Source organism: Streptomyces venezuelae, from assembly GCF_008642355.1.
Classification (GTDB): Bacteria; Actinomycetota; Actinomycetes; order Streptomycetales; family Streptomycetaceae; genus Streptomyces; species Streptomyces venezuelae_B.
Map to the genome: position 1 here is coordinate 538,693 of NZ_CP029193.1, position 25,965 is coordinate 564,657.

Annotated in this window: 20 protein-coding genes and 1 pseudogene; 5 read left to right on the plus strand and 16 right to left on the minus strand. The window is 72.0% G+C overall.

Translation table 11 applies throughout. The annotated features are described in order from the left end of the window. Positions 1-9 precede the first annotated feature (9 nt). From DEJ47_RS02345 to DEJ47_RS02405, 13 genes are all read right to left on the minus strand, one after another. Positions 10-912: an amidohydrolase family protein gene (locus tag DEJ47_RS02345; RefSeq protein ID WP_161234666.1), complete on the minus strand. Its 903-nt coding sequence runs from the start codon at positions 910-912 to the stop codon at positions 10-12. Beyond that, the gene (locus tag DEJ47_RS02350; protein WP_161234665.1) at positions 909-2,810 is read right to left on the minus strand and encodes a beta-galactosidase trimerization domain-containing protein; all 1,902 of its coding nucleotides are present in this window, start codon (positions 2,808-2,810) and stop codon (positions 909-911) included. The genes DEJ47_RS02345 and DEJ47_RS02350 overlap by 4 nt, the downstream gene beginning before the upstream one ends. Next, the gene (locus tag DEJ47_RS02355) at positions 2,792-3,943 is read right to left on the minus strand and encodes a DegT/DnrJ/EryC1/StrS family aminotransferase (RefSeq protein ID WP_150164439.1); all 1,152 of its coding nucleotides are present in this window, start codon (positions 3,941-3,943) and stop codon (positions 2,792-2,794) included. The genes DEJ47_RS02350 and DEJ47_RS02355 overlap by 19 nt, the downstream gene beginning before the upstream one ends. Next, on the minus strand, positions 3,940-4,704 hold the full coding sequence (locus tag DEJ47_RS02360; protein WP_150164441.1) for a sugar phosphate nucleotidyltransferase: 765 nt from the start codon (positions 4,702-4,704) through the stop codon (positions 3,940-3,942). The genes DEJ47_RS02355 and DEJ47_RS02360 overlap by 4 nt, the downstream gene beginning before the upstream one ends. Further along, on the minus strand, positions 4,701-5,774 hold the full coding sequence (locus DEJ47_RS02365; RefSeq protein ID WP_150164443.1) for a glycosyltransferase family 4 protein: 1,074 nt from the start codon (positions 5,772-5,774) through the stop codon (positions 4,701-4,703). Before DEJ47_RS02365 ends, DEJ47_RS02360 begins: the two co-directional genes overlap by 4 nt. Before the next feature lie 5 nt (positions 5,775-5,779). Further along, positions 5,780-6,772: an NAD-dependent epimerase/dehydratase family protein gene (locus tag DEJ47_RS02370; protein WP_150164445.1), complete on the minus strand. Its 993-nt coding sequence runs from the start codon at positions 6,770-6,772 to the stop codon at positions 5,780-5,782. Beyond that, positions 6,765-8,069 carry a nucleotide sugar dehydrogenase gene (locus DEJ47_RS02375; protein ID WP_150164447.1) on the minus strand — a complete coding sequence of 435 codons (1,305 nt, stop codon included), beginning with the start codon at positions 8,067-8,069 and terminating at the stop codon, positions 6,765-6,767. Before DEJ47_RS02375 ends, DEJ47_RS02370 begins: the two co-directional genes overlap by 8 nt. A gap of 49 nt (positions 8,070-8,118) precedes the next feature. Continuing rightward, positions 8,119-8,898, minus strand: coding sequence for a creatininase family protein (locus DEJ47_RS02380; protein ID WP_223828198.1), 780 nt, complete (start codon positions 8,896-8,898; stop codon positions 8,119-8,121). 1 nt (position 8,899) lies between these two features. Continuing rightward, positions 8,900-9,850 (minus strand): tRNA-dihydrouridine synthase, encoded by a 951-nt coding sequence (locus DEJ47_RS02385; protein WP_161234662.1) that lies wholly within the window; start codon positions 9,848-9,850, stop codon positions 8,900-8,902. Next, positions 9,847-10,392, minus strand: coding sequence for a nucleoside 2-deoxyribosyltransferase (locus DEJ47_RS02390; RefSeq protein ID WP_150164449.1), 546 nt, complete (start codon positions 10,390-10,392; stop codon positions 9,847-9,849). Before DEJ47_RS02390 ends, DEJ47_RS02385 begins: the two co-directional genes overlap by 4 nt. Then, the gene (locus DEJ47_RS02395) at positions 10,389-11,855 is read right to left on the minus strand and encodes an aldehyde dehydrogenase family protein (RefSeq protein ID WP_150164450.1); all 1,467 of its coding nucleotides are present in this window, start codon (positions 11,853-11,855) and stop codon (positions 10,389-10,391) included. The genes DEJ47_RS02390 and DEJ47_RS02395 overlap by 4 nt, the downstream gene beginning before the upstream one ends. A 409-nt stretch (positions 11,856-12,264) precedes the next feature. Continuing rightward, a complete protein-coding gene (locus DEJ47_RS02400) occupies positions 12,265-13,686 on the minus strand; it encodes a condensation domain-containing protein (RefSeq protein WP_150164452.1) in 1,422 nt (473 codons plus the stop codon). Between the two features lie 409 nt (positions 13,687-14,095). Continuing rightward, entirely contained in the window at positions 14,096-14,722 is a 627-nt protein-coding gene (locus DEJ47_RS02405; protein ID WP_190415238.1) for a helix-turn-helix transcriptional regulator, read from the minus strand. Positions 14,723-15,381: 659 nt separating this feature from the next. Between DEJ47_RS02405 and DEJ47_RS02410 the strand changes: the two genes are divergently transcribed. The 3 genes from DEJ47_RS02410 to DEJ47_RS02420 are packed head-to-tail and all read left to right on the plus strand — an operon-like array spanning position 15,382 to position 20,655. Next, complete coding sequence (locus DEJ47_RS02410; RefSeq protein WP_161234659.1) at positions 15,382-17,220, plus strand: ABC transporter ATP-binding protein; 1,839 nt, start codon at positions 15,382-15,384, stop codon at positions 17,218-17,220. Beyond that, positions 17,220-19,130 carry an ABC transporter ATP-binding protein gene (locus DEJ47_RS02415; protein ID WP_150164457.1) on the plus strand — a complete coding sequence of 637 codons (1,911 nt, stop codon included), beginning with the start codon at positions 17,220-17,222 and terminating at the stop codon, positions 19,128-19,130. Before DEJ47_RS02410 ends, DEJ47_RS02415 begins: the two co-directional genes overlap by 1 nt. Beyond that, positions 19,114-20,655, plus strand: a complete 1,542-nt coding sequence (locus DEJ47_RS02420; RefSeq protein WP_161234658.1) for a class I adenylate-forming enzyme family protein — start codon at positions 19,114-19,116, stop codon at positions 20,653-20,655. Before DEJ47_RS02415 ends, DEJ47_RS02420 begins: the two co-directional genes overlap by 17 nt. Here the strand turns inward: DEJ47_RS02420 and DEJ47_RS02425 are convergent. Next, positions 20,642-21,043, minus strand: a complete 402-nt coding sequence (locus DEJ47_RS02425; protein WP_150164461.1) for an STAS domain-containing protein — start codon at positions 21,041-21,043, stop codon at positions 20,642-20,644. The genes DEJ47_RS02420 and DEJ47_RS02425 overlap by 14 nt on opposite strands. Before the next feature lie 155 nt (positions 21,044-21,198). Here DEJ47_RS02425 and DEJ47_RS02430 point away from each other — a divergent pair, with 155 nt between their 5' ends. Together DEJ47_RS02430 and DEJ47_RS02435 are read left to right on the plus strand one after the other, a co-directional pair. Then, positions 21,199-22,161, plus strand: coding sequence for an aldo/keto reductase family oxidoreductase (locus DEJ47_RS02430; protein WP_223828199.1), 963 nt, complete (start codon positions 21,199-21,201; stop codon positions 22,159-22,161). A 64-nt stretch (positions 22,162-22,225) separates the two neighbouring features. Then, the gene (locus DEJ47_RS02435; protein WP_150164463.1) at positions 22,226-22,696 is read left to right on the plus strand and encodes an MSMEG_6728 family protein; all 471 of its coding nucleotides are present in this window, start codon (positions 22,226-22,228) and stop codon (positions 22,694-22,696) included. Here the strand turns inward: DEJ47_RS02435 and DEJ47_RS02440 are convergent. Then, on the minus strand, positions 22,660-25,452 hold the full coding sequence (locus tag DEJ47_RS02440) for a molybdopterin-dependent oxidoreductase (RefSeq protein WP_150164465.1): 2,793 nt from the start codon (positions 25,450-25,452) through the stop codon (positions 22,660-22,662). The genes DEJ47_RS02435 and DEJ47_RS02440 overlap by 37 nt on opposite strands. Continuing rightward, positions 25,449-25,877: pseudogene (locus DEJ47_RS02445) on the minus strand (FAD-binding molybdopterin dehydrogenase); the annotation flags it as partial. The pseudogene DEJ47_RS02445 and the gene DEJ47_RS02440, both read right to left, overlap by 4 nt. Positions 25,878-25,965 lie beyond the last annotated feature (88 nt).

Genomic DNA, 25,965 nt, shown 5'->3' on the forward strand with positions numbered 1-25,965 from the left:
CACCTCAAGTCATCGGTGGGGTGGGGGGACCGGAGCAGCGTGCGGTGCGGTGGGGGCGAGCAGCCGCGCCGCCGTGCCGCCCATGAGGTCCTCGTACTCACGCGGTGAGAGCGGGTCGCTGCCGTCGGGCCACGGCCCGGGGTCGCGGGCCAGTTCCGCCGTGCGGGCCACGGACCCGGTCATGGACGCGAAGGGGAAGTCGGTGCCCCACAGGAGCCGGTCGAGGACGCCGCGGTCGCGGGCGTGGGCCAGGGCCCTGGCCACGACGGCGGGCGGCTGGTAGGAGCCGAAGATGGACAGGTCCGCGTAGAGGTCCGGGTGTCGGGCGAGCAGTTCGACGCAGGGGCCGGTCCAAGGGGTGCCGAGGTGGGCCAGGATCACCTTCAGGCCGGGGAAGTCCTTGGCCACCTGTTCGACGAGGAGCGGGGAGAAGAAGCGGGGGGCCGCGTTGCGGGAGGGCGTGTAGCCGGTGTGGATCAGGACGGGGATGTCCAGTTCCGCGGCGGTCTCGTAGACGTCGTACCACCGGCGGTCGGCGGGTGACATGCGCAGGTAGCAGGGGGCTGTCTTCAGTCCGCGCAGGCCCAGATCGGTGACGGCCTCGCGCAGGCGCTCCGCCGCGCCGGGGGTGCCCGCGTCCACGGAGGCGAAGCCCGTCAGGCGGTCGGGGTGGCGGGCGCACAGGTCGGCGACGAACTCGTTCGGCACCGAGAACCCCTCGACGCGCCGCACGTCGAAGGCGAGCAGGAAGACGCGGTCGACGCCCGCGGCGTCCATCTCGGCGAGCAGCTTGGCCTCGGGCGCGGTGAGGTCCTCGGGCGCCAGGTCGGTGGTGGCCGTCATCTGTTCGGCGAAGCGGGCCGTGTAGTGGCGGTAGTACTCCCCCGCGTGCACGTGGGCGTCGATGATCACGGCTGCCGCCCCTCGGGCCGCTGCGGCTCGTCGCCGTGCCAGAACAGCAGGCGTACGTCCTTGGGTTCGAGGTGGAGCGGCTTCTCGCTCTCCGTGGTGCCGTCCGCCGTGTGGCGCCGCAGGACCGTGTCCACCGGTTCGGGGGCGTGGTTGATGACAACGCCGCAGCGTTCGTCGCCGCGTCCGAGGACCGTGGTCTCCACCGACGGGTCCTCCGCGGTGAGCGGCGCGCGGACGCCCGCTTGCTCGGCGACCGCTTCGTACAGCCGGTGCCAGTCGGTTTCGTCCAGGCGGTAGGGGGCGTTGAGCTGCGCCTCCAGGGGGGCGTTGAGGTAGTAGACGCTGCCTTCGCCGAGGCGGTGGCGGGTCAGGGCGGGTGAACCGTCGGCGAACGCGGCCAGTGTCTCGGCGCCCGCCGTGTCGATCACCGGGATCGGGCCCGTGTCCCAGCGCAGCGGGAAGCGCGTGCCCGCCCAGGTGAACTCGGCGTGGGTGTCGTCGGCGCGTGTGAAGTCCCGTACGCGGATGCCGAAGAGGTCCTCGTCGCCGGCGGCGTCGAGGAGGCTGCCGGTGGAGTACAGCAGCACTCCCCCGGCGCTGACGTACCGGGCCAGGCGGCGGCGGTCCGGCAGCGACAGCGTACGCGCGGAGGGGCAGATCACCAGCGCGTGCCGCTCCAGCTCCGGGTCGCGTCCAGTGAACTCATAGGGCAGATGGGCCTGTTGAAGGAGGAGGTGGGCGTAGAAGGCGGCGGGTGCGTCGCTGCCCGAGGGCGTCAGGTATCCGGCTTCCTCCTGCTCCTCGGCCTCGGGGACGAACACGCCCACCGGGGCGGGCAGTGGCCTGAACCCGGCGAGTTCCCCGGTCACGCGCCGGATGAACTCCCGGTACTCGGCGAGGACGGGCTTCTCGCCGCCGTCCGCGTCCAGGAGGCCGACGCGCCGCTCGTTGGGCCGCAGCGCGTAGGGCTTGCGCTCGGTGGTGAAGTCCTGCCAGCACCAGACGGCGGTGCCGACGGCACCCGCCGCGAACGCGGAGTGGGAGGCGGCCCGCAGGTACCGCGCGGCGGTGGTCCCGTCGCAGCCGTAGCTGCCCAGCTCGTCGACGTAGACCGGCCGGTGGGCGCTGCCCCGCCGCACCAGGTAGGGCACGAAGGCGGTGGCCTTGCGGGCCGCGACGGACTCGACGTGGAACGGCGTCCACACCGGGAAGCCGTGCAGCCCCACCATGTCGAGGCTGTCGGCGTGCTCGGGGCGGAAGGCGTGGCCGCCGAGGACCGCGGAGGGCTCGTTGGCCTGGAGGACCAGGGCGTCCGGGTCGGCGTCGCGGATCGACGAGGCGAGCATTCCCCACCACGCGCGCACCTCGTCGGGCCCGAGGGAGGCGGACGACCTGGAGTCGACGTGGATCACCTCGTCGCCCAGGTCGTACGCGAGGACGTTCGGCTCGTCCCGGAGCTCGGCGGCGATGTGGTGGACGAAGGCGCGTTGCCGCTCGCGCAGGTCCGGGTCGCGCCACAGGTCGCGGCCGTCGCGCCACGGCAGGTCGAACCGCTGGCCGTTCATCCAGATCGTCAGGAGGGAGGGCAGGCACAGCAGGCCGTGCCGCCGCGCCGTCCGGACGAGCTCCCGCAGCCGGTCCGTCGCCGTGGAGTCGTAGACGCCTTCCTTGGGTTCGAAGTCGGCCCAGAAGACGAAGAACCGCACGGTGTTCAGGCCCTCCGCCGCCATCCGCCGGAAGTCGTCGTCGATGCGGTCGCCGTCCCACTCCCGCCAGTACTCGCACCCGGTCGGCGAGGGGTGATAGTTGACGCCGACACTGACGTACGGGTGCCCGTCCCGGTACAGGGCGCCGTCGGCGAACGTGACGCGCCCGCCGCTCACGGTGTCTCCGGCCACGCGTCGCTCACCGCCTCGACGACCTGCCGCACCTCGTCCTTGCCGATGCCGGGGTGGAGGGGCAGGGAGAGCTGACGCGCCATCACGTCCTCGGTGACGGGGAGCCGGCACGGCCCTCCCCTGCCGCGCCGCTGGTAGGCGGAGAACAGGTGCGTGGGCGGATAGTGGACACCGCTCTGGATCCGGGCGGCACGCAGTTTGTCCTGCAGCGCGTCGCGGTCGGTGCCCGCGGGCAGCACCACCGCGAACAGGTGGTGGGCGCTCTCCTCCACCGGCCGGTCCGCGTACGGCACCGTGATGCCGGGCAGCGGGGCCAGCTGCTCGCGGTACATCTGGACCGCTTCCTGCCGACGGACCTGGCCCGCGGGGAGGGCTTCGAGCTGTACGCGGCCGAGGGCGCAGCCGATCTCCGTGGGCCGGTAGTTGAGGCCGAGGGTGTCGACGTCGTACAGGGAGGAGCCACCGTGGTGGCGCTGCTGGGCGCTGACGGTCAGGGCGTGCGAGCGCAGCCGTCGGATGCGGTCGGCGACGGCGGGGTCGCGGGCGACGACCATGCCGCCCTCCCCCATGGCCAGGTTCTTCGTGGCGAAGAAGCTGAAGCAGCCGATGTCGCCGACCGTGCCGAGCATGCCGTGGGGCGAGTCGGTGACGGGGGCGTGGGCGCAGTCCTCGACGAGGGCGACGCCGTGGGTGCGGGCCAGGCGGGCGAGAGCCGTCAGGTCGGCGGGGTGGCCGCCGTAGTGCATGGCGACGATCGCCCGGGTGCGCGGAGTGACGCGGCGGGCGGCGTCCTCGGGGTCGATGGACAGGTCGTGCGCGCCCTTGACGTCGGCGAAGACGGGGGTGGCGCCGGACAGGGCGACGGTCGCGGCGGCCGACACGAAGTTCAGCGAGGGCAGGACGACCTCGTCGCCCGGACCGAGGTCCAGGCTCAGGAAGGCCAGGTGCAAGGCGGCGGTGCCGCTGCTGACGGCGACGGCGGACCCGACGCCGAGCGCGGCGGCGTACTTGGCCTCGAAGTCCTCGGTGACGGGCCCGTTCGAGAGCCAGCCGGAGCGCAGGACCTGGGTGACCGCGTCGATCTCGGCCTGTCCGATGTGCGGGCGGTACAGCGCGATGTCGAACGCCGTCATCCGGATCCCACCTCCTGGAACGCTCCGGTGCCCGCGCCGAGGACGGCCGCCGCGCCGCGGCCCAGGTAGCGGGCGCGGTCGTTGCGGAAGGCCGCGGCGGCCCGGTTCAGCTGCTCGGGCGTGCCGATGTCGTGCCAGTCCCCTTCGATGACATGGCCCTCGACGCGTTCGCCCTCGGTGCGGGCGCGGTCGAGGAGGGCGGGCATGTCGTCCCGGACGCGGGGTGTGAGCAGCCGCAGCAGGGACGGTTCGAGTACGTAGATGCCGGCGTTGACCAGGAAGCTGAGCCGGGGCTTCTCACGGAAGTCGGTCACCTCGCGGTCGTCGTCGAGTTCGACCACGCCGTGCGCGATGTCGATGTACTGGCGGCTGAGCGCGACGGTCGCGGCGGCCTGCGACTTCTTGTGGCGTGCGATCAGCTCGGCGAAGTCGAGGTCGGTGAGCAGGTCCGCGTTCATCACGAGCGTGGAGTCCTCGAAGGGCGGCAGCAGCGCGAGCGGGCCCGCCGTGCCCAGCGGCTCCTCCTCCAGGAAGAAGTCCAGTTCGAGGCCGGCCCATTGGTTCCCGGTGAAGCTCGCCTCGATCATGTGGGCCCGGTGGCCGAGCGAGAGCGACACGTGGGTGAAACCGGCACCGCGCAGCTGCGCCAGGATGATGTGCAGGATCGGTGTGCCGTCGATGGGTACGAGGGGTTTGGGGATGGTCAGGGTGTGCGGCCGTAACCTCCGGCCCACGCCACCGGCCAGTACCACTGCTCTCATCGGGCTTTCTCCGTTTGCTTCCGGGCGGCGGTCAGCGTGCGGTAGACGGTGTGGACCCGGTCGGCGACCGCGTCCCAGCCGAGTTCGCGGCGCACCTTGTCGTGGCCGTGTTCTCCCATGGCGCGTCGTTCGTCCGGGTCGGCGAGGAGCCGGTTGACGGCGTCGGCGACCGTCCGGGGGGTGGGGCGGACGAGCAGGCCGTCCCGGCCGTGGGCGACGATCTCCGCGCTGCCGAGGAAGGTGGACGCGACGACGGGCTTGCCGCAGGCCCAGGCCTCGACGTACACGAGCGGGAACAGGTCGACGGTGGAGGGCACGCACAGCAGTTCGCAGGCGGCGAGGGCACTGTGCTTGACGTCCTCGTCGACCATGCCGAGCTCGATGACGCGCGGGCCCGCGTACCGGGCGAAGTGCTCGGCGCAGTCGTCGTCCCAGCGCGGGCCGAGGAACACGAACGACGTGTCGGGGTGGTCGCGCCAGATGTGTTCGGTGGCCTCCAGGAGCGTGACGTAGCCCTTGGAGCGCGTCTTGCGCCCCAGGAACAGCACCATGGGCCCTTCGATGCCGTGCGCGCGGCGGAACCCTTCGGGGTCGGGGGTGCCGGGCAGGTGCGGACCCTGGCCGATGATGTGCAGTCTGCGTCCGTCGACGCCCGCGTCGCGGAGCATGTCGCGCTCGGCCTCGGACAGGGCGAAGACGGCGTCCGCGTTCCGGCATCCGTCGAGTACCGTCTCGCGGTCCGGCCAGACGTCGGGGGCGGACGCCGGGGTGACGGCGAACGGCACGCTCCAGGCGCGGGCCAGGTCGAGTCCCGCCGCGATGTCCTGCGGGTGGAACGCGTCGATGGCGTGGACCAGATCCGCCCGGTCGGTGTCGTCGGGTGTGGCGGGCAGCGGCTGGATGCTGACGCCCGAGCCGCGCATGAACGCCGCGGTGTCCTCGTCGACCGGGTTCGAGTAGATCCCGGCCTCCCAGCCGAGGCGGCTCATCGACGCGGCGAGGTACTGCGTCATCAGTTCGGCCCCGGCGCGCGCCGGGAAGTAGCCGCGGTGGACGTACCGTACGCGCACGCCGCTCACGCTCCGCTTCCGTGCGCGGCGGCGGCCCGGGGGTGCCGGGCGTACCACTCGCAGGTGCGGCGCAGCCCCTCGCACAACGGTACCGCCGGGCTGTATCCGGTCAGTTCGCGCAGCCGGGCGATGTCGGGGAGGCGGCGGGCCGGGGACAGCGGGGGCGCCGGGTGGACGTCGAGGGCCGGGTGGCGGTCCAGGGCGTCGAAGACGTGCCGGGCCAGATCCCTGATGAGGACCTCCTCCTGGTCGTTGCCGACGTTGACCAGCAACGGCTCCTTGGTGGGCAGCGCGGTCAGCGCGACGATGGCGTCGACCGCGTCGTCGACGTAGCAGAACGCGCGCGTCTGATCGGCGCCGTAGATCTCGAAGGGGTCGGCGCCGCCGAGGAGCCGCTCCACGAACTGCGGGATCACGTGGTCGTACCCCATGCGCGGCCCGTAGACGTTGTGGAAGCGGACCATGCGCAGTGCGAAGCCGTGGGTGCGCGCGTACGTGCGGCACAGCAGCTCGCCGGTGATCTTGCTGAAGCCGTACGAGGAGCGGGGCACCGTCAGGTCGGGGACCATCAGCGGCACGTCCTCGTCCGTGGGGACGGACGCGACGCCGGCCTCGACGCTGCCCGCGTAGGCCTCGCTGGACGAGGCGAAGCAGAGGGTGGCGCCGGTCAGGCCCGAGAACCAGTCGAGGAGGTGGACGGTGGTGAGCAGGTTGGTGCGCAGCACCCGTCGCGGGTTGTCGTTGGACTCGGCGACGCCGACGACGGCGGCCAGGTGGTAGACCTCGGCGTAGTCGTCCCCGAGCAGTCCGTCGGGAATCGGCGTGGTCAGGTCGTGCTCGACGAGTTCGACGGAGCCGAGGAGTTCGGCGAGTTCCGCGTCGGAGCGGCCCCTGCTGAAGTCGTCGAGCAGGGTCACGTCGCAGCTGGCGGCGAGACGGCGGGCCAGGTGCAGGCCGATGAAGCCGGCTCCTCCGGTGATCAGGATCTTCTTACGCACGGCCGAGCCTCATCGCCTTCGTCGAGGACGGGAGGACCCGCCAGGTGTCGTAGACCAGCGCCGGTTCCGCCATGCGCGCCACCAGGTCGGCGGCGTCGACGTCTCCATAGCGCACGTGGTCGTTCAAGAGAATCGCCGCGTGGGCTCCGGTGAAGCCCTCGGTGAGGTCGACGGGCCGGACGCCGAGCGACTCGATGCGGGCCGCCGGCACCACGAAGTCGTGGCCGACGATCTCCTTGACCCGCCCCTGGAGGAACGGCAGCAGCCGTTCGTAGGGGGCTCCGCGCAGGTCGTCGGTCTCGGGGCGGCCCTTGTAGGCGAAGCCGGAGATCAGGATCCTGGCGTCGGCCGGGTCGACGCCCTGTTCCGACAGCGCGGCCAGGACGCGTTCGCCGACCCTGCGCGGCATGGACTCGTTGAGGGTGCGGGCGGCGGTGATCACCTGCGGGACGTGGTCGTACGCCGCGACCGAGTGCGCGAGCAGGTACGGGTCCTTGGTGAGGCAACTGCCGCCCACGAAGCCCGGCTTGTGCAGGTTGGGCCGCGGATAGTCGAGGTTGGCGGAGTCGATGACCTCGCGCGCGTCCAGGCCCAGTTTCTCGGTGATGAGGGCGACCTCGTTGCCGAAGCCGTAGATCAGGTCGGTGTGGCAGTTGCACACCAGCTTGACGAGCTCGGCGGCCTCCAGCGAGGAGACGGGCACGACCTGGTCGGAGAGCGTGCCGAAGAACTCGGCGGCCCGCTTGCCCGCCTCGTCGCTCAGACCGCCGACGATCTGCGGCAGGGAGAGGAGCTCCGCCAGCGCCTGGCCCTGGATGGTGCGCTCCGGGCAGTACGCGATCAGCGGTTCGGGGACCCGCTCGCTCAGGATGGGCAGCACCAGGCTCCGTGACGTGCCCACCGGCACCGTGCTGCGCACGATGACGAGGGTCGTCTCGTCGATGCCGCCCGCGATGGCCTCGGTGGCGGCCCGCAGATGGCTGAGGTCGGGTGTGGTGCCGCCGGTCTCGATGGGTGTGCCGACGCAGATGATGACGACCGGCGGCAGCTTCCGGCCGCGCACGTCGGTGGTGACACCGAAGGCACCGCTCGCGGCCGCGCCCCTGATCTCCTCCTCGACGCCGGGCTCGGCCAGTTCGAGTACGCCCCGGGCGAGTTCGGCCGCCACCTTGGGGTTGGTCTCGTAGCCGAGCACGCTTCTGCCGGTGGTCAGCAGTGCGGCGGTAAGGGTGACGCCGACGTAGCCCTGCCCGACGACGCACACGTCGTAGTCCTCGTACGGCCTGGTCGATGGCATTGACATAGCTCCCTGGAGGTGGCGTTCATGCGGTCGCGTACTGATGTGTTCAGGAGTCCCGGGGCGGCTTGCCGAGAAGGTGCACGACGCCGTCGACCAGGTGCCGGAACAGGCTCTCCCCCAGCTCCGCGGAGGCACCGACGGCGGACGACAGCACCCCTTGGTTCGAGATCGCGTCCACGTCGACGGGGTGCCGGTACACCCCCGCGGGCGGCGGCGCGTCGTGACCGGGGCGTTCCGCGCGGACGGTGTCGGGGCGGAGGTACATCATCAGGCTCGTCTCGGTCAGGCCCGCGTGCTCCGCGTGCCAGCCCGGGAAGTGCGGGATGTGCTCGTCGAGCCACTCCTCGGTGACCAGGCTCCACCAGCTGAAGGCGAGCACCTCGGTGTCCGGGAACAGGGTGGCCTGGGCGCAGTCGTCGATGGCCTCGAAGAGCAGGCCCTCGTTCTCGTAGTGCCCGTTGATGACGACGAGGCGGGCGGGTCCGAGGCGGGCGAGGGACGTCAGGCAGTCCGTGAGGTAGTCGATGAACGTGCTGCCGCCGATGTGCACGGTGCCCGGGAAGTGCAGGCCGCCGCCGCTCTGCGGCAGCGACCTCGCCGAGAACGGCTGGCCGGGCAGCAGCAGACCGCCGGCCTCCGCGACCACCTGCCGGGCCAGGGCGTCCGGGATGTCCATGTCGACGGAGAGCGGCAGGTGGGGGCCGTGCTGTTCGAGGCCGCCCACCGGCCACACGAGTGTGGCGCCGTCCATGGCCTGTCGGACCTGCGCGCTGGTCAGGTCGCCGTAGCGCGGCACGTCCGTGGCGCGTTGCCGTATCGCGTTCACCTCATGCCCCCTTGATGCTCCGTCCCACCAGGTCCGCGACCGTGCCCCCGTGCGAGGCGAGCCAGTCGTCGAAGCCCTGGCGGATGGCGCGGAGCGTGGCGTGCATGTTCTTGTGCAGCACCGTGTAGACCTGCACGGCGTCGGCGCCGACGCTGAGGTACTCCGCGACGTCCACGGCGTCGTTGACGCCGCCGCTCGCCATGACGGGCACGGTCAGGCCGTCGCGGCGCAGGCCGTAGATCTCGGCGAGCACCAGTGGTTTGATGCCGGGCCCGGAGTAGCCGAACGCGCCGCCCAGGCGCACCTCCCCGGTGTCCGCGTCGACGGCGAGGCCGGAGATGGTGTCGCTGAGGGTGAGTGCGTCCGCGCCGGAGGCCGTGGCGGCGTCGACGCGTTCCCGCACCCGCTCCCCGATGGCCAGCTTGACGCTGATCGGCACCGGGGTGCGGCTGCGCACCGCCTCCGTGTACGCGGCGACGCGCTCGGGAGTGTCCTCCAGGCCGCCGTCCTCCTCGTTCAGGCACGAGATGCCGAGTTCGAGTGCGGTGCTGCCCGCCTCGGTCACGCGCTCGGCCAGGTCGGCGAGTTCGGCCGGCGAGTCCGCGTGCACGGATGTGATCACCGGCAGGTCGTCGTCGGCGAACCGGCGCAGCATCGCGCACCAGTCGTCCACCGAACGGCGGGAGTAGGTGGTGCTGTTGAGCATGCCGGTGGGCAGCCGGAGCAGGCGTTCGTTGCCGGGCGGTCCGGGGTTGGGGTGGATGGTCTTGGTGACCACGGCCCCCGCGCCGCCGTCGAGCAGTCGCCGGATGTTGCGTTCCTGGTCGGTCAGCAGGCCGGAGCCCACGACGACCGGGGACTTCAGGCGCAGGCCGAGGATCTCCACCGGGGCCGCGGTGGCGGCGGCCCCGGGCGCCTCGGCTCCATTCGCTCCGTCCTCGGCTGCCGTCACGGCGCCATCACTGCTTCCTGGCCCAGCTTTTCGAGCAGCCGGAGCAGTTCGACGGGGTTGGCCCGCGCCTCCTCCAGGTCGAAGACGGTGACGTCGGCGACGGACGGAAGCCCGCGCAGCAGGTGGCTGGCGTTGGCCGCCATCGGCATCGGGGTGACGACGACGATGGGCTTGTCCAGGGCGGAGGCCCAGCCGAGTTCGACGTGGGTGCCGTCGGTGCGCATCAGTTCACCGGCGGCGTCCACGGGCAGCACCGGTACGAACACGTCGCAGCGGCGCATCCAGCCGATGTCGCGGACGCTGACCTGGTCCGGCGAGAACAGGGGCGTGTCGACGCCGAACTTCTCGGCCACGTGGGCGGAGAAGACGGTGCCGTGCGCGGCGGTGACGGCTTCGATGATGTCGCCGATCGCGTGCTGCAACGGCTGGTGGAAGCCGTCGTCACGGATCGCGTGCTGGATGGGGCCGCCGACGAACACCTTGACTCCCGTCAGGTCGATGCCGTCCGTACCGTCGACGCGGACCACCGTGCTGTCACTCATGACGTCTCCCGATCTGCTTGGCGAGGGCGAAGGCGAAGCGCGCTGTGGTGCACCTTGAGCTGTGTGTACTCGTTCAGACCCCAGGCGCCGTACTCGACGCCGATCCCGGAGTGCCGGTGGCCGCCGAACGGCACGTCGTGCCGCAGGGCGCCGTGCGTGTTGATCCACACGGTTCCGCACTGAGGTCGCCCGGCCAGTTCCCGCGCCCGTTCCTCGTCGCCCCACAGGGAGCAGCCGAGCCCGTACGTCGAGGCGTTGACCTGTGCGAAGACCTGGTCCACGTCGTCGTACGGGATGACGGGGATCACCGGGCCGAACTGTTCCTCCTCTTCGAGGCGGCTGCCGGGCGGCAGGTCGGTGACGACGGTGGGGGGATAGAAGTGGCCCGGTCCGTCGAGTGGCCCGCCGCCGGCCAGGACGTCGGCTCCCGCCGCCACGGCGTCGTCCACCAGGCCCGCGACGTGGTGCAGTTGGGCGCGGCTGACGAGCGGGCCGTATTCGGTGGCCGGATCGAGCCCGTCACCCACGATGGCGGTGCGCGCCTTCTCCGCCAGGGCTTCGGCGAGCCTGCGGTACGTCGCTCGGGGCGCGTAGACGCGCTTGACCGCGGCGCAGAACTGGCCGCTGTTGGTCATGGCCGCGGCGAACAGGTCCGGTGCGACGGACAGGACGTCGGTGCCGGGCAGGACGACGGCCGGGTCGTTGCCGCCGAGTTCGAGCACGACCCGTTTCAGGTCGGCCGCGGCCTGCCGGGCGATGGCGCGGCCCGCGCCGACCGATCCGGTGAAGGACACGAGCCGGACCGCCGGGTGGACGGTCAGGCGGGCGCCGAGCTCGACGTCGCCGTCCACGACCGCGAAGGTGCCGGCGGGCAGGACGTCGCCGAGGATCCGGCCCATCATCAGGCTGGACAGCGGGGTGTCCGGGGACGGCTTGAGCACCACGGTGTTGCCGGCGAGGAGGGCGGGGGCGATCTTGCAGACGGCGAGCAGGACGGGGTAGTTCGAGGGGGCGATCGCCGCGACCACGCCGTGGGGCACGCGCTCCAGGTCGATCCGGGCGTCGGTCTCGTCGACGAGCCGCTCCTGCGTGAGCCCCAGCTCCGCGGTGCGGGCGAACCAGTCGGCGGCCAGGCGGACTTCGGCCCTGGCGTGTTTCAGGGGCTTGCCCTGTTCCCTGGTGAGCAGTTCGGCCATCGGGTCCACGGCACCGAGCAGGGCGCGGTGACAGGAGTGGAGCCACTCGCGGCGTTCCGCCAGGGGGGTGGCCGCCCAGCCGGGGAAGGCGCGGGCCGCGTCGTCCAGCACGTCGTCGAGCCGTTCGGGCGTGCATCCCGGGGTTTCGGCGAACACCTTGCCGAGTGCCGGGTTCTCCACCGGGTTCGGCCCGTAGCGCACGGAGCCGGGGGCGCCCGGGGGGAGCCCGGCGCGGGGGGAGGCGAGTTGATCAACAGATGAGGACATGGGTTCCCGTCACGAGGGGGTCGCGTAGGGGCGGTTGTCGACTGTCGACTGCTGAGAGGCGCGGGGCCGCGGGGAGGGAGGAAGAGGGAGGGCGCGGTGCGAGCGGCGGAGCGGTGGGAGGGGGTGTGTCCCGCTGTCGGGACTCCGCGTCTCCCGTGACCTGCCGTGCTCGAACCGGGCGGCCCGTGGAACAGTCTTGCCGGGTCCCCGGTGATCGAACACCCCCACTTTGGGCTAGGGTCATCCGGCTACTCCGAAAGCCCGGTCCGATGCACATGGCCGACGCGCTGACCTGCTGGGATCATCCTGCGCACGGGGGTCGCCGGTCCGCGTCCGGGCATGCCGCGGCGCCGGCCGTCGGCAGGCGGAAGCCGGACGGTCGGCGCGCGTCGGAGCGGGCCCCTGGCCCTTACGACTCTGTGGCCGCGCCCCTCCCCGCGCCGCCCACCGCGGCGGCGGGACCGTGCTCTCCCCCGGCGTCCTCGACGTACTCGACGAGCAGGCGCTCGATGTCGTGGAGGAACGCGTGGACCTCGGACGGGGTGAGCGCCCGGTGGTCGGCGTTGAGGACCACGCGGATCCAGCCGGGAACCTCGTCGTCGACCACGACGAAGAAGGTCTCGCCCTCCTCGAACTCGTCCGGAGCGACGACGGTGTCGGCCATGGCGGCCCGCGGGCTCTCGCCGGACACGGCACCGTCGCCGTCGGCCGTGTCGGGCAGGGGCTGTTCCTCCCGGATGTCGTTGAAGCAGTACGAGAGGTCCACTGGTACGCCGGGTCCGCGGGCGTCGGCGATCAGACGCGCGATGTCGTCGGGGTCGTAGAGGCCGTTCGCGTAGGCGGCGGTGCACGCGGCGAGGGCGCGGCGTGCGACGTCCTCGGCGCGGTCGCCGTCCAGGGCGATGGTCACCGGCACCTCCGTGTGGAGGTTGGCGACGGTGCCGCGCACATCGGGGTCCGACCGGTTGGCGGTGAGCAGGCGCAGGGTGCACGACGGCGATCCGGCCCGGCGTCCGAGGAGCCGGGCGACGACGGTCAGCAGCACGACGGACGTGCTCACCCGCCAGCGCCGGGCCAGGACCGGCACCGCGAGCGCCACGGCACGGGAGCTCATGCCGGCGCTGTACCGGACCGGGGCCGCGGGGCCGCCGCGGTCCGGGAACAGGGTCGCGGGCGCGCGGTCGAGCTGCCGTTGCCAGTAGGTGCGTGACCGCGCCTGCAGGGCACGGCCGCGCGGGGACTGCTCCAGCTGTGCCTGCTCGACGGGCTGCCGTGCCGGTGCGGCGGGTGGCAGGGGGCGGCCGGCCGCCCGCGCGTCGAGCAGCCGGGTCAGCTCGTCGGCGAGGAGCCGCACCGAGGTGAGGTCCACCGAGAGGTGGGACACACAGAACGCGGCGAGCACGGGAACGCCGTCGACGACGGTCACCATGAACCGGATGAGCGGGGCCCGTGCGGGGTCGAAGGGGGTGTGCCGCATCCTTCGCTCCCAGGCCCGGCGCACACCGTCGGGGTCTTCGTGTGGGGCGAGCGTCCACACCTCGGCCTCGAACTCGGCGGCATCCACGACGTGTTGGACGAGGGAGCCATCGGCGTCCCGGTGGAAGGCCGTGCGCAGCGACTCGTGGCGTACGACCAGTTCGCCGCAGACGTCGAGCAGGTCCTGTGCGGTGCCGTGGCCGGGCAGCGCCACCCAGTAGCACACGTCGTAGAAGGAGGCGTCGGGCAGCTGCCGCTGCATCAGATTCCAGAGGTGCCGCTGGGCGCAGGTCGCCGGCGCGGTGACCGACCGTCGTCCAGCGAAGGGGATGCGGTGCCGGACGAATTCGGCCACGGCTCGGTCCTTTCCAGCACGATGAGGTGGGTGGGGACGCGCCGATTCACCGTAACGCCGGGTTCGCGCGAGCGGCACCCGCGCTTTCGGGGCTGACCGTTCGGTCACCGTCCACCCGCTCGGGCTGCCCGATACGGCGCACCGAACGGGCGCCCGGTGGGGGCTTCCCACACCATTCGGGCACCACGAGTATCGGGGGCATGCGAGTTAACCGACGCGTCGCGCCGCACGGCATGCGGATTTCCGGATTTTCGGAAAGGCCGTCACACGCGACGTAGAGACTTACGGACGCACTCGACGCAGAGACTTCCGAAAAGGAAGCGTCCCTGTCCGCCCGGCGGGACGAACCCCGCGGTGCCGACAGCTCCGGCAGCGTGGGGCACCGGGCGGACAGGGATATGACGTGCCCTCAGGTGATGAGTCCGTTCTGTATGGCGGTGACCACCGCGGCCGTACGGTTGGGTGCGCCGAGCTTGAGGAGCAGGCTGGCGACGATGCGTTTGACGCCGTGGCTGGAGATGCCGAGGCGCCGGGCTATCTGTTTGTTGCTCAGCCCTTCGGCGAGCAGCGGCAGCACTTCGTTCTCACGGCCGGTGAGGTTGCCGACGCGCCGCCTGCGCTGCTGTTCCGGCTCCCGGACGCGCCGCAGAAGCGCCCGGGTGACCGAGGTGGGCATGGGCACCTCGCCGGCCACGATCCCTTGGAGCGCGTCCTCGACCGCGGTGGCGGTCAACTCGTTCTCGACCAGGAATCCGTCGGGTACCGAGGGACCCGCGAGTATTTCTTCGGGGACCTCGGTGGTGGTGAGCAGAAGGAGAATCTTCGGGCGGTGCCGTCGGGCGTCCACGAGCACGCCTCGATCCGGGCTGTAGTCCTTCTCGTGCAGGAACAGCACGTCCACTTGGTTGTTGCGTAAGGTTTCCTCCACCTCGCCCCAGTCGCCGCAGTGTCTGACGTCCCTGACCAGGGGCGCCGTCGACAGCGCGGCCCGCAGCCCGAGCTGCAGGAATCCGTTGCGCACGAGAGTGGTCACCACGAGCTGCTCTCCTGGGAACGGGGGGTGGCACAGCGCCTGACTCACTCGCATTCCTCCTCACTGTCGCCACGGTTCCCGCCGTATCCGACGTGGGGAGATGACGCCGCCCCGCGCCGTCCACCGGCAGGCCGCGGCCGGCTCACCACTGCACAGACCTGCAATAGGTACGCAGTTGCGAGCGCTTTTCAGCACTGGACACTCATCACAGTACCCAGACGTTTCAAGCGACTTCAACCATTCCACTTGACGCGACCCGTTCAGGCCGAGCGGCCCGAAAAAGACCTCGGCACACCACGCGTACGGTTGATTTAATTTTCAACTCGCGGGTATTCGCGCAGCCCGGATGCGGACTTTCCTTTCGGGGTGAAAACCAGTAGCTTCCATGCCACGGCACGCCCGCCTCGCCCACCGCCACCCCACAGGCGCGCCGGGTGATCCGTTCGCGCGGCCACCTACGGCGACACTCCCATTCCGGCCGGACCGAATTCACATTGGCGGCCGGAAAGGCCTGCGTGCCGCTCGCCCACAAATTCGCTAAGTGATGGCCGAAAACCATGCGTCGCTGTCTTTTCCGACCTCCGGACCTCCGGACGCCCGGACCTCCGGATCTCTCCGGACCCGGAGACGCTGCGGCCCTCGACCACGGACAAGGAGCGCCGATGACCGCCGAGACCATGGCGGGCGCCACGGCAGCCGACGACACCGACGACGACGCCGACCGGCGCAGCGTCCCCCGCTGGCTGCTCGCACAGATGCGGCCCTTCAGGCCGTACATCGCCCTGTTCCTGCTGGGCAGCCTCGCCTGGCAGTCGCTGACCGCGGCGATCCCGCTGGTCACCGGCCTTGCCTTCGACGCCGTCCTCGACCAGGACGACGGATCGCCCGACTTCGGCACGTTCCACGCCATCGCCGCCGGCCTGTTCGCGCTCGTGGTCGTCCGCGCGCTGGGCGGCATCATGTCCACGTACAGCCTGGAGTCCTTCGCCAGTGGGCTCGAGCGCAACGCGCGCGCCCAGGTCTTCGCCAGCCTGCTGCGCAAGAGCCAGGGCTACTTCAACCGGCGGCGCGTCGGCGACCTGTCCGCACGGGCCACCGGCGACGCGGAGTCGCTGAACCTGATGGTGTCACCAGGCTTCGACCTGGCCGTCGACCTCGCCCTGAACATCCTGATGCCGATCGTGTTCATCGCCCTGGTGGACCCGCGGCTGCTGGTCTCCCCCGTCGTCTTCGTCCTGCTGTTCGCGGTGGCGCTCGCCGAACACGGGCGTCGTCTGGAGCCCGTCTCCGACACGGCACGCGAGCGCTTCGGCGACATGACTGCCCAGGCGTCGGAGAGCATCGCCGGCATCGAGGTCGTGGGGTCGACCGGCGGTGCCGACCAGGAACGCGCCCGCTTCACCGATCTTGCCCGCGCGTACCGGGACGCCTCCGTACGCCAGATCCGCACCCAGGCACTCGCCCTGTCCCCGCTGCTGCTGACCCTCGCCACCGTCGGCGCCCTGGTGCACTCCGTCATCCTGCTGCGCGACGACTCCCTGAGCATCGGCGAACTCGTCGCCGTCCTGGGACTGATGGGCACCCTGCGCGCCCCCACCCAGCTGGCGTCCTTCAGCCTCGGGCTCATCTACCTCGGCATGGCGGGAGCGCAGCGCATCAAGGAGGTCGTCGACGACCCCGAGGGCGAGGACGAGCGGGGCGGCCGCCACACCGGACCCGTCGTCGGCGAAGTCGCCATGGAGAACGTCACGTTCGGCTACGAACCCGGCAAGCCGGTGCTGCGCGACGTGTCCTTCCGGGTCGCCCCCGGCACCACCGTGGCCATCGTCGGCGCCACGGGAAGCGGCAAGTCCACCCTCCTGCACCTGCTGAACCGCACCTACATCCCGGACGAAGGACGCGTCCTCGTCGACGGCGTCCCCACCACGGACTGGGACATCGGGGCGCTCCGCTCGCGCACCTCCGTCATCGAGCAGGACGTGATGCTCTTCTCCCGCTCCATCGCGGAGAACCTGAGCCTCGGTTCGGACAACGGGACCGACCGCTCCCGCATGGAGGACGCGGCCCGCATCGCGCAGGCACACGACTTCATCACGGCGGCCGAGAACGGCTACGACACCGTCATCGGCGAACGCGGCGTCACCCTCTCCGGAGGCCAGCGCCAACGCCTCGCCATCGCCCGCGCGTTGATCGCCGACCCGCGCATCCTCGCCGTGGACGACGCGACCAGTGCCGTCGACAGCGCCACCGAGTACGAGGTGCAGCGCGCCATGCGGCAGGCCTCGGACGGACGGACCACGTTCCTCGTCACCCCCAGGCTGTCCCGCATCCGGGCGGCCGACCACATCCTCGTCCTGGACGCCGGCCGGATCGTCGACCAGGGCAGCCACGAACAGCTCCTGCGGGACTGTTCCCTGTACCGCAGGATCTTCGCGCCCTATCTGAGCACGCCGGCACCCGGTGGCCCGGACTCCGCGGGCGCCAAGGAGGAGAGCCACTGATGGCGCATCTGCTGGAGGGCATCGACCCGGACGACTACGACCGCCGTTACGGCGACCGCGAGCTGGCCCGCCGTATCGCCCCGTACTTCCGCGGCAAGGGCCGGGCCGTGGTCTTCGTGACCCTCGCCGTGATCATCGCCGCCACGGCGGGCAGCGCCGTGCCGCTGCTCCTGGCGCGGACCGTCGACTCGGCCCTGAAGGACGACGGCGACGGCCGTCTCGCGTGGCTGGTCGCTGCCATGCTCGTCGCGGGCATCGCCGCCTGGCTGCTGAACCTCCTTCAGGAGCGCGCGGCCGGGACCATGGCCGGTGACGTCGTGCTCAAGCTGCGCGAGCGGGCGTTCGCGGCGGCCATGCGCCAGGACATGGCGTTCCACGACGCGCACCCGACCGGTGTAGTCGTCAGCCGCGTCACCAACGACACCCAGGCCTTCGCGACGCTGATCACCCTGATGCTGAGCCTGCTCGGCCAGGTACTGATGATCGTGATCCTGCTGACCGCCCTGTTCGTCATCAACGTGCCGCTGGCCCTCGTGACGGCCTTCGTCGCAGCGGTCATCGTCGCCGTCAGCCTCGCCTTCCGGCGCGCTGCCCGCAGCGCCTCGCTGCGCCAGCAGGAGGCCCTGGCCGAGGTCAACGGATATGTGCAGGAGACGCTGCGGGGCATCGCCGTGGCGCGCAACCACAGCCACCAGCAGTCCGCGCAGACCGGCCTCGACGAGGTCAACCACCGGTGGTTCAAGGCCAGCGTCCGGCTGAACCGCCTGTTCAGCGGCATCTTCCCGCTGCTGATCTCCCTCACGGGACTCGGCACGGTCGCGGTGGTCCTGGTGGGCGGACACGGCGTCGACTCGGGCTCGGTGTCGGCGGGCGAGTGGGTGCTGTTCCTGGAGGCCCTGGCCCTGTTCTGGTCGCCGCTCACCAGCATCGCGTCCTTCTGGAGTCAGCTCCAGCAGGGTCTGGCCGCGGGCGAGCGGGTCTTCGCCCTCGTCGACCGCGAGTCGACGGTGCGCCAGCTCGACCGGGTGCCGGTACCGCGCCTGCGCGGCGAGATCACCCTGCGCGACGTCCACTTCGGCTACGACGACGAACACCCCGTGCTCAACGGCGTGAGCCTCGACATCCCCGCGGGCCGCACCGTGGCACTGGTCGGCCACACCGGCGCCGGAAAGTCGAGCGTGGTCCGGCTGATCATGCGCGCGTACGAATTCCAGAAGGGGAGCATCGAGGTCGACGGCCTCGACGTGCGCAGCCTGGACCTGGACCAGTACCGGCGCTGCCTCGGCGTGGTGACACAGACGCCGTTCCTCTTCTCCGGGACGGTCGCCGACAACATCGCCCGCGGCCGGCCGGGCGCCGGACGCGACGAGATCGAGGCCGCGGCGCGCGCGGTGGCGGGCGGTGACTGGCTGGAGCAGCTCGCACAGGGCCTGGACACACCCACCGACGAGGGCGGCCGGAATCTGTCGACCGGCCAGCGCCAGATCGTCGCGCTCGCCCGCGTCTTCCTCCAGGACGCCCCCGTACTGATCCTCGACGAAGCCACCGCCAGCATCGACCCGCTGACGGAGGCCCAGATCCAGGAGGGCCTTGAGGCACTCGCGGCGGACCGCACGACGATCGTCGTCGCGCACCGCCTGCCCACGGTCCGCAAGGCGGACACGATCGTCGTCGTCGACGAGGGCCGCATCATCGAGGAGGGCGATCACGCCACGCTGCTGGCCCGTGGCGGGGCGTACCGGCGCCTCTACGACCGCTACTTCCGCCACCAGCGCCCCGATGAGGACCCCGCCGAGCCCGTGGAGCCCCGGCCCGTCGCACTCACACCTTTCGCGGGTGCGGTGGCGTCGGCGAACGGACATGCGGACCAGGACGGAGAGGAGAGCGTGGTCGATGGCCACCGCGTCTGAACACCAGGCCGACGGACCCGGCCGGCCCGGCCCGACAACCCTCCGGGAACTGCTCGACAGTGCCGCCCGTGCCCGCCCCCGCGCCGTCGCCGTGCGCGGCGAGGACGCCGTCCTGACCTACGGCGAGCTGCACGAGAGGGTGCGGGCCACCGCGCGGCGCTTCGAGGCGCTCGGCGTCACCGGGCGCGGCGCGGCGGGGCTGCTCCTGGAGAACACCCCGGACTCCGTCGTCGCGCTTCTCGCCGCGGCCCGGCTCGGGGTGCGCCTGGTCCCTCTGGAACCCGGCACCACACGTACACAACTCGGTTCCGTGCGCGAGGCGTTGGGGCCGCTGTCCGTCATGGGCCACACCGCGAGGCTCGCCGCGCTGGAGGGCGCGGAGGGTCCGGACCCGCTCGACTGCGCGTTCATCCCCATCGAGGACCCGGGCGGCGACACCCCCTCCCGGGTGCCGGAAGGCGACGCGGCCGCCATGCCCGACGCCCCCTTCCTCCACCAGTACACGTCCGGCTCGACCGGAGAGCCCAAGGTGGCCGTCCACACGCAGCGCAACCTCGTCAACGGCGGTGACATCTACGCCCGTTCCTACGGGATCACCGAGGACGACCGCATCCTGGCCGCCGTCCCGCTGCTGCACTCCTTCGGCCTGGTGGCCGGACTGGTCACCGCGCTGCGCGCCGGGGCGGAACTCGTCCTCCTCGGCCGCTTCACCCCCGCACGGCTCCTGCGCGCCCTGGAGGAGCACGCCTGCACGGTCCTGGTCGCCGCCCCCATGGCCTACGACCTGACGACGCGCGCGGCCGGCGCGAGCCCGTCCGTGCCCCGTGCCCTCCGCCTGTGCCTGTCCTCGGGGGCCGCCCTGCCGCCCGCCGTGGCGCGGCGGGCCAAGGAGCGGCTCGGTCTGGACATCCAGCAGGTGTACGGCTGCACGGAGGCCGGGGTCATCGCCGCGCGGCGCCCGGAGGACGGCTCGGCCGCGGACCTCGGTGTGGGCCGCCCCATGCCCGGCGTGCGGATCCGTGTCGTCGACGAGCGGGGCGACGAGGTGGCACGCGGCGAGGAAGGGGCGCTGCTGGTGCGCACACCCGCGATGTTCACGCACTATCTCGGGCACGCCGACGCCACGCGGGAGGCGTTCGCCGACGGCTGGTACCGGACCGGCGACGTGGCCCGCGTCGGCCCCGAGGGCCATCTGCACCTGGTCGGGCGCAAGGACTCCTTCATCAACGTGGGCGGCAAGAAGGTGAACCCCCTCGAAGTGGAGCAAGCCCTGCTGGCCCACCCCTCGGTCGTGGAGGCCGTGGTCTGGGGCGAGACGACCGACGACGGCGGCGAGCGCGTACGGGCGTCCGTGGTGGCGCGGCCTCCGCTGCCCGCGACGGAGCTGACGTCCCACTGCCGCGCCCGGCTCCTCCCCCATCAGGTGCCCGCCGAGGTCGACTTCGTCGCCTCGCTGCCGAAGAGCTCGATGGGCAAGATCAGACGCGCCGCGGTGCGGACCGCGGCGGCCGTCAGGCGGTCCTAGCCTGTTCGAGTGTGGGGTGGCAGGGGATGACGGCGTCGAGGCCGATGAGCTGGATGACGCGCAGCACGGACTCGCGGGGGGCGGCGATCCGCAGCCACCCCTGTGCGTGCTTGACGGTGTGGTACGCGGTGATGAAGACGTTGATGCCGCTTGAGTCCATGAACGTCACGTCGCTGAGGTCGACGACGGTCCGGGGCGGCGGCGCGCCGTCCTCGGGGATCAGTGCCTGACTGAACTCGTCCTTGACGGCGTGGTCGATCTCGCCGTGCAGGGCGACGATGCGGACGCCGTCGACGGCGGAGCGGACGACGGAGAGCCGACCGTGCCCGGTCTGCCTGGTCTGTGGGTTCTGCCTGCCGTGTCGGCGGGGGTTCGGGGTGTCGGCCACGTTCTCCTCGACGGTGCCTAGGTCGTGCCACGTTGCGGGTGTGTCGTGCCGGACCGAGTCTGCCCCAATTCCACCGGTCGACGCGGGGAATCGGTTGGAAGTTCCCCCATGGGTATGCGTACCCGCGAAATGTCGTGCAGAAGGGAGGACCTCGTATGACTGAGGAGACCGACGTATTCGCCGGGCGGCCGCTGTACGGGTGCATGGGGCTCGGCGGCACCTGGGACGACGCCCCGTACACCGCAGCGGACATCGCCCACGCCGAGGCCGCCGTGGAGGCCGCGCTGGACATCGGCATCACGGTGTTCGACCACGCCGACATCTACCGGCGCGGCAAGTCGGAGGCGGTCTTCGGCGAGCTGCTCGGCAGGGCGGCCGGGCTACGGGAGCGGATCGTCCTGCAGACCAAGTGCGGCATCCGGCAGGCCGACGGGCGCCGTCCCGGCATGTACGACCTGAGGTCCGGGCACATCGTTCGGTGCGTCGAGGAGAGCCTCACCCGGCTGCGGACCGACGTGATCGACGTACTGCTTCTGCACCGGCCCGATCCGCTGGCGGACCCTCAGGACACCGCGAAGGCACTGGCCTCGCTGCACGTGCAGGGGCTCGTGCGCCGCTTCGGCGTGTCCAACATGAGCGCCGCGCAGATCAAGGAGCTCCAGGACCATCTCGACCTGCCGCTGGTCGCCGACCAGCTGGAGATGGGCCTCGGCAGCCGGGACTGGGTCGAGGCGGGCGTCCTCGTGAACACGCCGGCGGCAGCGGAGAACGGCTTTCCGCACGGGACCGTCGAGTACTGCCGGGCGCGCGGCATCCAGCTCCAGGCGTGGGGCGCTCTCGCCCAGGGCCGCTACACCGGCCCCCCGGGCACGGCCGGCCCCCTGGACGCGCCGGCCGCCGAGCTCGTCGCCGACCTGGCCGAGCGCAGACGGACGACCCCGGAGACGATCCTGCTGTGGTGGCTCCAGCGGCATCCGGCCCGTATCGCGCCGGTCATCGGCACCAGCCGTCCCGAGCGCATCCGCGCCTGCCGTGACGCCGTCGTCCGGGAACCCGAACTCACGCACGAGGAGTGGTACGAGCTGTGGGTCGCCGCCCGCGGAGGCCCCCTGCCCTGACCGGCCGTGCCGCGAGGGCGGGTGGGCACGGGTGGGATCGGGTCCGCCGCGGTAGGCATGCACCGTGCAGACCTTCCTCCCGTACCCCGAATTCACGCGGTCCGCCGCGGCCCTCGACCAGGCCCGCCTGGGCAAACAGCGCGTCGAGGCCCTGCAAGTGCTGCGCGGTCTGACCGTGCCCGGCTACGGCTGGCGGCACCATCCCGCGGTCCGCATGTGGACCGGTTACGAGGAGGCCCTCGTCCGCTACGGCCTCGACGTGTGCGCGGTGTGGGTGGCGGAGGGCCGCACCGACACCTGCGCCACCACGCTGGTCACCGACTTCACCCGGCACCGCCCCGGCACCGCCGTGCGTCCTCAGGAGGAGCTCGCCGACGAGGGCGAGCTGCCGCCCTGGCTCGGCGACCCCGCCTTCCACCTCAGCCATCAGTCGGCGCTGGTGCGCAAGGCGCCGGAGGTCTACGCCCCGCTCTTCCCCGGCGTCCCCGACGACCTGCCCTACGTGTGGCCGTCCTCCGACCGGTCCGCCGCGTAGCCCGCCGCCGCCTGCCGGTCCAGGGCCAGCCAGACTCGGTCGCGGGTCATCGGCGTCTCGGTGAAACGGATGCCGGTGGCGTCGCGCAGGGCGTTGGCGAAGGCGGGGGCCACGGGGTTGAACGGGCTCTCGCTCATCGATTTGGCTCCGAGCGGGCCGATCGTGTCCGTCGTCCCCGCGAAGTGCACCTCGGTGCGGGGCACGTCGGCGAAGTGCGGGACGCGGTACCGGCGGAAGGCCGCCGTGGTGACCTCGCCGCGATCGTCGAGCAGTACGGCCTCGAAGAGCGTGGCGCCGAGCGCCTGGGCGACCGCGCCCTCGATCTGTCCGCGGCACTGCAGCGGGTTCAGGACCCGGCCCGCGTCCGCGGCGTGGACGCTGCGCAGGATCCGCGTCTCGCCGGTGTCCGGGTCGACGGCGATGCGGAACCACTGGGCGTTGAAGGCGACGGAACGGGGGCTGCCGTCCCAGTGCCCCTCCCCTGCCGTCTCGTGCCCCTCCCCCGTCGGCTCGTCCCGCTCGCTCTCGGCACGGGCCGCGTCGTACAACGCGCTCAGGGCGACGCGCCGGCCCGCGCAGTCCACCGCGTCCGCGGCGAGCCCGCACCGGTCACGGGCCACGCCGGTGTGCCGTGCCGCGAAGGCCTCGATGCGCCCGGCCAGGTCCTCCGCTGCGAGCAGGACCGCCTTGCCCGCGACCACCGTGCCGGACGAACCGAAGACGCCGGTGTCGTGACGGACGATGTCGGTGTCCGACTGGCGGACTCCGATCCGGTCGACAGTCGTGCCGAGGGCCGCGGCGGCGATCTGTCCGTGGACGGTGGTGGTGCCGTTGCCGAGTTCCGTCGTGCCGACGGCCAGGTCGTACGTGCCGTCGGCGAGGAGGCGGACGCGCGCGTCGGCGTGGTGCCCGCCGGGCAGTCCGGTGGCGATCATCGAGACCGCCGCGCCCTGGCCGGTCAGCCACCCCTCCGGGACGTCGTCGGCGCTCCGGTCCTCGGCGGCGGCGCGGACGACCGACAGGCACTCGCCGAGGCCGTAGGACCCGATGTGCAGGTCCTCGTCCTCACCGGTCGGGCAGGTCAGGCGGTCGTCGGGGCCGATGACGTTCTTCTCGCGGAAGTCGAGCGGGTCCATGCCCAGGAGACGCGCCGTCTCGTCCATGGCGGATTCGACGGCGAAGGTGACCTGCCCCAGGCCGTACCCCCTGAAGGCGCCCGAGGGAACGCTGTTGGTGTAGACGGCCCATGCGTCGACCTTCTTGTGCGGGGCCCGGTAGAGGGCGAACGGTTCCTTGACGCCGTGGAGCAGCACCGCGGGCCCGTGGTTGCCGTACGCGCCGGTGTCGGAGACCACCCGCATCCGGAGGGCGGTCAGCGTGCCGTCGGCGCGGGCGCCCACCTTGACGCGGACGGTGAAAGGGTGCCGGGTGGTGGCGCCGTGGAACTGCTCGGCGCGGGTGTGTTCGAGCTTGACGGGGCGGCGCAGCTTGAGCGCGGCGAGGACGACGACGTCCTCGGTCAGCATCTCCTGCTTGCCGCCGAAGCCACCGCCGACGCGTCCCGTGACGACGCGGACGCCGTCCTCGGGCAGACCGAACAGGGCGCACAGCGCGCGCCGCGTGAGGAACGGGGTCTGGGTGCTGGTCCGGACAATGAGGCGCCTGGCCCCGCCCTCCTCGAACCAGGCGACGCTGCCGTGCGTCTCCAGGCTCGCGTGCTGGACGCGCTGGGTGCGGTAGGTGCCCTCGTGGACGACGTCGGCCTCGGCGAATCCGGCGTCGACGCTGCCGGTCTCCGCGTGCACCTCCCCGGCGATGTTGTGCTCGGCGCGGGCGATCCGCGCCTCGGGCCCCTTCCCGGCGTGGAGGGCGGGTGCGCCCGGCCGCATGGCCTCCTCCGGGTCGGTGACGCAGGGCAGGTGCTCGTACGTCACGTCGACGCGCCGACAGGCTTCCTCCGCGGCCTGTTCGCTGTCGGCGACGACGGCGGCGACGCGCTGGCCGACGTACCGGACGGTGTCGTCCAGGACGCGGGTGTCGGCGGGGTCGTCGGTGGGGTCCTCGTGGCGGGCGGTGGAGTACAGCGTGGCGGGGGCGTCCTCATGGGTGAGCACGGCGTGCACGCCGGGGACGGCGAGGGCCGCACGGGTGTCGATGGAGAGGATGCGGGCGTGCGGGTGCGGGGAGCGCAGCAGCTTCATGTGGAGCAGTCCGGGCACGTCGACGTCGAAGGTGTACCGGGCGGTGCCGGTGACGATGTCGCGGCCGACCGGGGCACCGGGGCTCGCGCCCAGCGTCTGGCCGGGGCCGGGGGTTTCGGTGTGGCGCACGCCGCGGACGGCGTCCTCGATGGCCCGGTATCCGGTGCAGCGGCAGATGTTGCCTTTGAGACGGTGCGGCAGGTCGTCCGGTTCGCCTTCGAGGGCGGCGGCGGTCATCAGGAATCCGGCGGTGCAGAACCCGCACTGGAAGCCCTGGGCGTCGAGGAACTTCCGCTGTACGGGATGGAGTCCGCCGTCGTCGGCCGCCAGGCCCTCCACCGTGGTGACCGACCGTCCCCGTGCCCGGACCGCCGGGTAGAGGCAGCTGTGGACCGGCTCGCCGTCCACATGGACGGTGCAGGCTCCGCAGTCCCCCGCGTCGCAGCCCTTCTTCACGCCGAACCAGCCGCGTTCGCGCAGGTAGGTGCGCAGACACTGGCCGGGGCGCGGCTCGGTGTCGTGGGGCCGCCCGTTGACCCGGACCGTGAACGTCATCGGCCGCCTTCCAGGGTGAGTTCACGGCGGATCTGCTCGGCGAGGCGGAGAGTCATGTGCTGTCGCCACTCGGGCAGTCCGTGGATGTCGTCGAACCAGTCGGAGTCGGCGACGGCCGACGTGATCGCCGTGCGCAGCTCGGCCTCGCCCGGGGGACGCGCGAACGACAGCCGGAAGGGACGGCGGGTCGCGGCCGTGATGGTCAGGGCCAGCGAGCCGTCCGCGGGGTCGAGCGTGCCGATGACGAGGGCACCGGAGCGTCCGAGGGCGTGCAGCGACGCTTGCCGGAACGCCGTGCGGCACCTCAGGGCGCGGCCGGGGAGTGTCACCGAACGCAGCAGCTCGCCCTCGGCGAGGTCCTTGCGGCCGTCCCCGGTGACGAAGTCCACCGTGCGCACCCGCCGCAGCGAACCGTCCTGGGCCTGACCGGCTTCACGACGGGCCGGGGCCACGGCGGCGGCAGTCGGCACGGCGACGGGGGTGGCGGCGGCGGTTGCAGCAACTCGAGCCAGG

Coding starts and splice junctions, on each gene's coding strand:
- DEJ47_RS02395 (WP_150164450.1), bottom strand. CDS start 11,855: ATGTCCTCATCTGTTGATCAACTCGCCTCCCCCCGCGCCGGGCTCCCC.
- DEJ47_RS02375 (WP_150164447.1), bottom strand. CDS start 8,069: ATGCCATCGACCAGGCCGTACGAGGACTACGACGTGTGCGTCGTCGGG.
- DEJ47_RS02415 (WP_150164457.1), top strand. CDS start 17,220: ATGGCGCATCTGCTGGAGGGCATCGACCCGGACGACTACGACCGCCGT.
- DEJ47_RS02410 (WP_161234659.1), top strand. CDS start 15,382: ATGACCGCCGAGACCATGGCGGGCGCCACGGCAGCCGACGACACCGAC.
- DEJ47_RS02430 (WP_223828199.1), top strand. CDS start 21,199: ATGACTGAGGAGACCGACGTATTCGCCGGGCGGCCGCTGTACGGGTGC.
- DEJ47_RS02355 (WP_150164439.1), bottom strand. CDS start 3,943: ATGACGGCGTTCGACATCGCGCTGTACCGCCCGCACATCGGACAGGCC.
- DEJ47_RS02440 (WP_150164465.1), bottom strand. CDS start 25,452: ATGACGTTCACGGTCCGGGTCAACGGGCGGCCCCACGACACCGAGCCG.
- DEJ47_RS02360 (WP_150164441.1), bottom strand. CDS start 4,704: ATGAGAGCAGTGGTACTGGCCGGTGGCGTGGGCCGGAGGTTACGGCCG.
- DEJ47_RS02420 (WP_161234658.1), top strand. CDS start 19,114: ATGGCCACCGCGTCTGAACACCAGGCCGACGGACCCGGCCGGCCCGGC.
- DEJ47_RS02390 (WP_150164449.1), bottom strand. CDS start 10,392: ATGAGTGACAGCACGGTGGTCCGCGTCGACGGTACGGACGGCATCGAC.